Source organism: Leifsonia sp. Y878, assembly GCF_057669685.1.
The window spans coordinates 714756-721265 of the sequence record NZ_JBYHFS010000001.1; the positions used below are offsets into that span (position 1 = coordinate 714756).

At 69.8% G+C, this 6510-nt stretch carries 6 protein-coding genes; all 6 read right to left on the bottom strand.

The window, feature by feature from the left end; genetic code table 11:
• Window positions 1-186: 186 nt before the first annotated feature.
• From AC25Y4_RS03365 to AC25Y4_RS03390, 6 genes are read right to left on the bottom strand one after another with little or no spacing between them, the layout of a single operon-like run.
• Window positions 187-705, bottom strand: coding sequence for a hypothetical protein (locus tag AC25Y4_RS03365; protein WP_488118952.1), 519 nt, complete (start codon window positions 703-705; stop codon window positions 187-189).
• The gene (locus AC25Y4_RS03370; RefSeq protein ID WP_488118953.1) at window positions 702-2414 is read right to left on the bottom strand and encodes a protein kinase domain-containing protein; all 1713 of its coding nucleotides are present in this window, start codon (window positions 2412-2414) and stop codon (window positions 702-704) included. Before AC25Y4_RS03370 ends, AC25Y4_RS03365 begins: the two co-directional genes overlap by 4 nt.
• Window positions 2415-2416: 2 nt before the next feature.
• Window positions 2417-3445 carry a phosphate ABC transporter ATP-binding protein PstB gene (pstB, locus tag AC25Y4_RS03375; RefSeq protein ID WP_488118954.1) on the bottom strand — a complete coding sequence of 343 codons (1029 nt, stop codon included), beginning with the start codon at window positions 3443-3445 and terminating at the stop codon, window positions 2417-2419.
• A 24-nt stretch (window positions 3446-3469) separates the two neighbouring features.
• Entirely contained in the window at window positions 3470-4510 is a 1041-nt protein-coding gene (locus tag AC25Y4_RS03380; protein WP_488118955.1) for a sortase, read from the bottom strand.
• Entirely contained in the window at window positions 4510-5283 is a 774-nt protein-coding gene (locus tag AC25Y4_RS03385) for a hypothetical protein (protein WP_488118956.1), read from the bottom strand. Before AC25Y4_RS03385 ends, AC25Y4_RS03380 begins: the two co-directional genes overlap by 1 nt.
• Window positions 5280-6431 (bottom strand): hypothetical protein, encoded by a 1152-nt coding sequence (locus tag AC25Y4_RS03390; protein ID WP_488118957.1) that lies wholly within the window; start codon window positions 6429-6431, stop codon window positions 5280-5282. Before AC25Y4_RS03390 ends, AC25Y4_RS03385 begins: the two co-directional genes overlap by 4 nt.
• Window positions 6432-6510 lie beyond the last annotated feature (79 nt).

Here is a 6510-nt window from a genome sequence, read left to right on the forward strand (position 1 = left end):
CAAACTCGCGAAGGTAAGCGGGAATTACGAGACCGTGGTACTCGCAATAGAACGGCCGGTGAACAGCTGGTGAAGCCGTTCCAGCGATCGGCACCGCGGACGTCTCTCCCACGACGACGACGGCAGGTGAAGGATTCCGCGCGATGATCTTCTGTGCCGCGCGCTACCGCCAGCGCTCGGTGAGGGTCAGGCGGCTAACGCGGCTCCGCGTAGGTCTGCGATCTGAGAGCGCGACAGACCCGATCGCACGGCCAGCGCCCACGTTTCGTGCGGCGTGAGAATGTACGAGAGATCGTAATCGGGCATTGTCGTGCCGGCCAGGGTAATCGTCGCGGGCCGTTGCTGCGCCCAGAGCCAGGCGTCTTGGAACGGACGGTCGACGCTGGAGCCGTCTGAGGGGATCAACAACCATTGAGCGGATGCGGAGAACTCGTTTCTGTCGAGCAATTCCAAAGTCTTCGGGGTCGGGGTGACCAGCACGATTCCCAGCCCTTCGGAGTGAGCGAAGGCCGCACGTGGGCGCAGATCCACTACCGGCACTGTCTCGATCAGGACTCGGGCATGAATGGAATTGCCGTGACCAGACTGGTCGAGGATAAGCGCCCCATCCCGCCGATCGATCAGCCAGATCGCGGCCGCCAGGTAAGGGTCGATGCCGGATAGGGGCACCTCAATTGCCCAGCCTTCGAGAGTCAGGTACGTCATTGTTCCTCCGTTGGTTCGGGCGTCGGTTCTGCGGGGGGCGGTGTCGGTTGGGGCTCGACGACGAGCACCACGGTCACGCCCACCCGCAGCACGGCCCCCTGCGCCGGCAGGGTGCCGCTCACGATCGCGGCCGGCGAGACGGTGCCGTGAACGTTCACGACAAACCCGGCCGATTCGACCAGGGCGGTGGCCGCCCCGACGCTGAGCGCGGCCACTGCCGGGACGGTGTTGGTGCCAGAGGCAACGCTCACGTCGACGGCCGATGCCGCGGGCACGGTTTGCCCTGGCTGGGGGTATTGAGCGAGCACGCGCTCGGCCTTCTCGGCCGAGTCGATGCGTGACACGGTGCCGAGCGCGAGTCCCAGCGCGGCGAGGGCCCGTTCGGCGTCGGCGAGGGTGCCGTAGAGCGTGGGCACCGAGACGTCGGTCGCGACGGGCGACTCGCTGGGCGGGGCGGATGCGAAGGGTTGGGTCTCCGCAGCCGTCGCCGATGCCGTGGCCGTCGGCGTGGACGTGTCGCTCGCCATCGGTGTCTTGTGGGCGTCGGGTTCGGGCACTGCCGCGGCCGCCACAACTCCCCAGACGGCGAGGCCGCAGATGAGTGCGGCCACCACGAGCGCGGCGAGACCGGCGGGCGTTGCCGGAGTTCGCTGCGGCTGTCCGGCGTCGACGCCAGACGGGGTCGCGGGGGCCAGGGCCGCGGGGGAGAGATAGGCCAGCTGGCCCGCGGTGCTCGAGCCCAGCACGCGGGTCGCAGGGTCGATAGTGGCGCCTGCCTCCGCGGGCGCATCCGCCGCGTCGGGCAGCGCGGGCAGCGCGTCGGTCAGCGCGGCGCGAAACTCGGTGGTGTCGCGAAACCGTCTGGCCGGCGTCTTGGTCAGCGCGCGTGTCACGACGCGGTCGAGTGGGCGGGCGGCGGGCGCGAGCACCGACGGAACGGGCGGCGGCGCTGACACGTGCGCCTCGAGCACCTGAGCGGTGCTGTCGCGCAGGTAGGGCGGGTGACCTGTCAGGAGAAAGTAGAGCAGCGCGCCGGCCTGATAGAGGTCGCTCGCTGCGCGCACGGGTCTGCCCTGCGCGTGCTCTGGTGACATGAAGGCAGCGTTGCCGATCACGCCAATATCGCTGGCCGCGACATCCGGAGCATTTGTGGTGAGCAGCACGTCGCGGCCGACGACCGAATGTCCGGTCGCATCGGCGAGCCCGAAGTCGACCAGCCGCACGTGCGAGGCGACCAACGGACCGCCATGCGTGGTGATCAGCACGTTTGCGGGCGACACGTCTCGATGCACGAGCCCGGCGGCGTGAGCGGCGCCGAGCCCGGCGAGCACGCCGTCGAGCACGGCCGCGGCCTCGGCGGCCGGCAGCGGCCCTCCGCGCGCCACCCGTTCACCCAGGCTCTCGCCGTCAACGAGATCGAGCGCGATCCAGGCCTGAATCATGCCGCCGGCCTCGTGCAGCCCGTTGGCGTGTATGGCGGCGACGTTCGGGTGACGCAAAGCCTCGGCCTGCCGCGCCTCGCGCAGAAACGCGTCGCGCGATTCCTCGGTGGCACAGAGGTGCGGATGCAGCAGCTTGAGTGCCACGCGCAAACCAGGGTTTAGCGTGTCATCCGCGGCGAACACCGAGGCGGAACCGCCCACCCCGAGCAGCTCGGCCAGCCGGAACCGGCCGCCGATGAGGTTCTCGGGGTGGTCGTCGAGGTGCATGATTATCCGAATCGACCGTTCACGTAGTCGAACGTGCGCTCGTCTTGCGGCTCGGAGAACATCGCATCGGTGTCGCCATGTTCCACGATGCCGCCGGGGGTGCCCTGCGATGCGAGGAAGAACGCGCACTTCTGCGACACCCGCTGCGCCTGCTGCATGTTGTGGGTCACGATCACGATCGTCACCTCTTTCTGCAGTTCGCCCATGGTCTCTTCGATGACACGGGTCGACGTGGGGTCGAGGGCCGAGCACGGTTCATCCATCAAGAGAACCTTCGGCTTCACCGCGAGCGACCGCGCGATGCAGAGGCGCTGCTGCTGGCCGCCCGAGAGTCCGCCGCCGGGCTGGCGCAAGCGGTCTTTCACCTCGCGCCAGAGGCCGGCGCTGGTGAGGCTGCGCTCGACGATCTCGTCTTTCGTGTCGCGCGAGGCACGCACGCCGGTGAGCTTCAGGCCGGCGATCACGTTGTCGTAGATCGACATGGCCGGGAAGGGGTTGGGCTTCTGGAACACCATGCCGATGTGCCGGCGGGCGTCGGTGAGCTTGCGTTCGCGGTCGTAGATGTCGACGCCGTCGAGAATCACCTCGCCGGCGAGGGCGGCTGAGGGCACCAGCTCGTGCATGCGGTTGAGGATGCGCAAAAACGTGCTCTTGCCGCAGCCCGACGGCCCGATGAGCGCGGTCACCTCGCCGGCGCCCATCGAGAGCGACACCCGTTCGAGCACCTTGTGCTCGCCGAACCAGGCCGAGACGTCGCGCGCCTCGAGGCCGGAGAGCGGGGCGGCGGACACCGTCGGGAGGACCACGGAGTCGGCGATCTCTGCGTCGGCGTCGTGGATGGTCTCGGGCGGCGCAGGAGGTGCCGGGCGGGTCGAGATCCTGAGCGAGGGCAGCACAGAGGTGACGTCGTCATTGTGCAGCGGCACGCGTTCCGCGGCGAGCTCGGCGAGCTCGGCGGCGTCGGCCGCGGTGAGGTGCACGGTGGTGATGTCGTTGTGGCTCGGCGTGGGCTGAGCAGAAGGGGCTGTCATGGTTTCCTTGGGGCTAGCGGGTGGTCAGAGGAGGTTGGGAAGGGCGTTCATCACGGAGTCGGCCGCGGTGACGCCGAGAACGAGCATCACCGGAACGCCGATGAGCCAGGCCTGCCAGCGGCCCCAGCGGGTCCAGAGCCACCAGAGACCGATGGCGGATGCCACGAAGAAGAAGAGTATGAAGAACGAGCTGAACCATCCGCTCGCGTTCTGGCCCATGGCGCGTTCGGCCGGAGGCAGGGCGGGGTAGGCGAGCACCTTGGTGGGGGTGGTCTGCACCTTCGAGGTGAGTTGGGCGTCGACGTGCAGCACGCCGGAGGGGAACAGCGCGAGTCCGTCGGCGGTCATCAGCTCGAGCCGGCCCTCCGTGGCGCGCAGCGGTTCGGGCAGCGGGTCGCCGGCACGGCGCAGTGCGAACACCTGGAAAGTGCTGGTGCCCTGCCCGGTGGTGATCGTAATGTCGTCGCCGGGTTTCAGTCGGCTGAGACCGCCGAACGGCCCGCCGTAGGTGGTCTGTCGGCCGAGGATCACGGATGTTCCGGCCTGCCCTGGCATCACCGAGTCGCGGCGGTGGCCGATGCCGGTGCGCAGAACCTCGCCCGTGGTGCCCTCGGCGACGACCTCGCTCAGGCCGATGGCGTCGATCTGCAGCAGCGCGACGGGCGTTCCGGCTGGCACCAGCTCGGCGTCGAGGTTGAGCTGCCCCACGGGGGTCTCGGCTTTCGCGAGGCTGGTGCGCAGCTCGTGGTAGCTCAGGTCTTGGGCGCGGTTGTGCTGGAACACCGAGAACAGGCCGACGTGCGCGACGAAGCCGACGAGCAGCAGTGACACGGTGAGGATCGCGGCGCCCGCCCACCAGCGGGTGTCGCGCGGTGCGAGCGGGCGGGGAGCGTCGGGCAGGCGCAGCCGCGGTCGGGGCTTGCCGCCGCGCGTGGGCGGCCGACCGCCGCCCGCGGGGACCGGGCGGTGGGCCCGGGCGACGCGCATCCGAATCTTCTCGGTCACCGCGAACCGCGATGGCGCTGGTGGCGTCGGGGCTGAGGGAGGTCGGGTGTCGATCGTCATCAGACGCCCAGCTTGCCGAGAACGGGTGCGCGCATCAGGCCGAGCAGCTGCCAGGCGGCGACGCCGAGAACCGCGGCGCCGCCGACGCCGCCGGCGACCCAGACGCCCACGGGGATGTCGAAGCTGGCCGCGACGAGCGGTCCGCTGCCGACCAGCACGTCGGCGGTCGCGATCTTCTTGCACCAGCCGGTGAACTGCACGGTGTGGGTTCCTGGCGTGGTCTTCTTGTCGATCGGGAATACGGCCTCAACCTGCCCGGCGGCGTCGGCGCTGAACGTGCCGATGAGCGTTGGCTCGGAGAACAGCACGAGCTGCACCTGCTCGCCCGCTGCGAAGCCGGTGGCGGTGGCGGTGACGTTCTGGCCGGGCTCGTAGAACTCCTTGTCGACCGACGCGTTCGAACCGTTCGACGCGGGGGCCGTGGGTACCGGCGGCTCGGCCGGCGTGCACTCGGCGGCAGCGGCCGGTGCGGTGGGCGACGTGGCTGCCGCTTTCACCGGAGCCTTGACGGTGGTCGTGGTCTTCGTCGTCGTGTTCGTCGTGGCCGGCGCGGTGACAGGAGGCGGTGTCGGTGTCGGTGTCGGAGTCGGAGTCGGAGTTAGCGTGGGAGTGGGGGCCGTCGTCGGGATGACCACCGTGAAGCCGGTGTCTTGGTCTTCGGCGTGGGCCGCGACAGCGCCGAAGCTGACCGCGGAGAACGCCGCACCGAGCAGGGCGGCGGAAACCAGCATCCGCACCGCTCGTCGACCTGGGGTCTGGGTGTAAACGTTCATCGAACGGTCTCGCTTTCGTGTGCGGGGGCGCTGTGCCCGAGGTTGGTGCGTTCTTCGGTGCGGATCTGTTCTGCGTAGGCGGCGAGTTCGGAGCCCAGCAGCTCGCGCGACCGGCGCCGCCACCAGAGGGTGAACCAGACGCCACCCACGATCGCGGCCACGAGGCCGAGCAGCGACCAGGGCACGGCCCACGCCATGGTGCTCGCGGTCTGCACGGCCGGCAGGGGGTCGGCCGCTGCGGCGCCGGCAGACGGCACCGGGTCGAGGGTGATGTCGGCGAAGAGCAGCAACAACGGCGCGACGTTGGGGAAGCTCGCCTCCACGTGGGCCACCCCGCCGGGCACGATGTTCTCGACCGGGTCGAGGGTGACCGAGCCGAAGTCGATGCCGAACGGGCCGGTGAGGTGCACGGTGGGCACCGCCGAGACGCGCACGTTGCCCTGGTTCGTGATGTCGAATCCGGCGCGGCCGGTGCCAGGGCCGAAGGGGTTGAGGGTTCCGTCAAACCCGGAGACGACGCCGGTGACGGCGAGCTTCGGTTCGAGCGGGCCGTCGACCCGCAGGTAGATCCGGGTGCCGACGCGCTGCTCCACCTGCACGGCCGAGCCGGTGGCGTCGGTGGCCGCGGACTGGAAGGATGCCACGATGCCGGCGGCGTGGTCGCCCGGTGTGGCGTCGGCGGGCACGGTGATGGTGAACGGAATGTCGGCGCGCGTTCCCGGCTCGAGCGTGATCGTCTTGCCGATCGTCGCCGCGCAGGCCGCTTCGCCGGCGTCGTTGCTGTCGGCGCAGGCGGGTGACGACGAGTCGATGGTGGTCCAGGATCCGACGTCGGTGGAGGCCTCGTCGGCGCCGATGAGGGTGAAGGCCGCGGTGTTGTAGTCGGTGGTGGCGTCGGAGCCGTACACGCGGAAGGTGGCCGGCCCTGCGGAGAAGTTGGAGACGGCGACCCAGTCGCTGATCGTGGTGCCGGGTGCCACGGTGAAGTCGAATTCGGAACGCGCATCGGGACCCTGCGGTGAAGAGGGCTGCACGCTCCAGGTGACGTCGCTCTCGCCCTCGGCGTGCGCCGGGGTGGCGGCGGCCGTGACGAGCGCGGCCGCGAGCAGGGCGGCGGCCACAGTGGCGGCCGTAAAGTGAGTGGTCATCGGGGTCTTTCGGGTTGAGCGGAGAGTGAGCGGGTGTGTCGCGTGGGGGGGCAGGGAGGGGAGAAACCCCACCAAAACC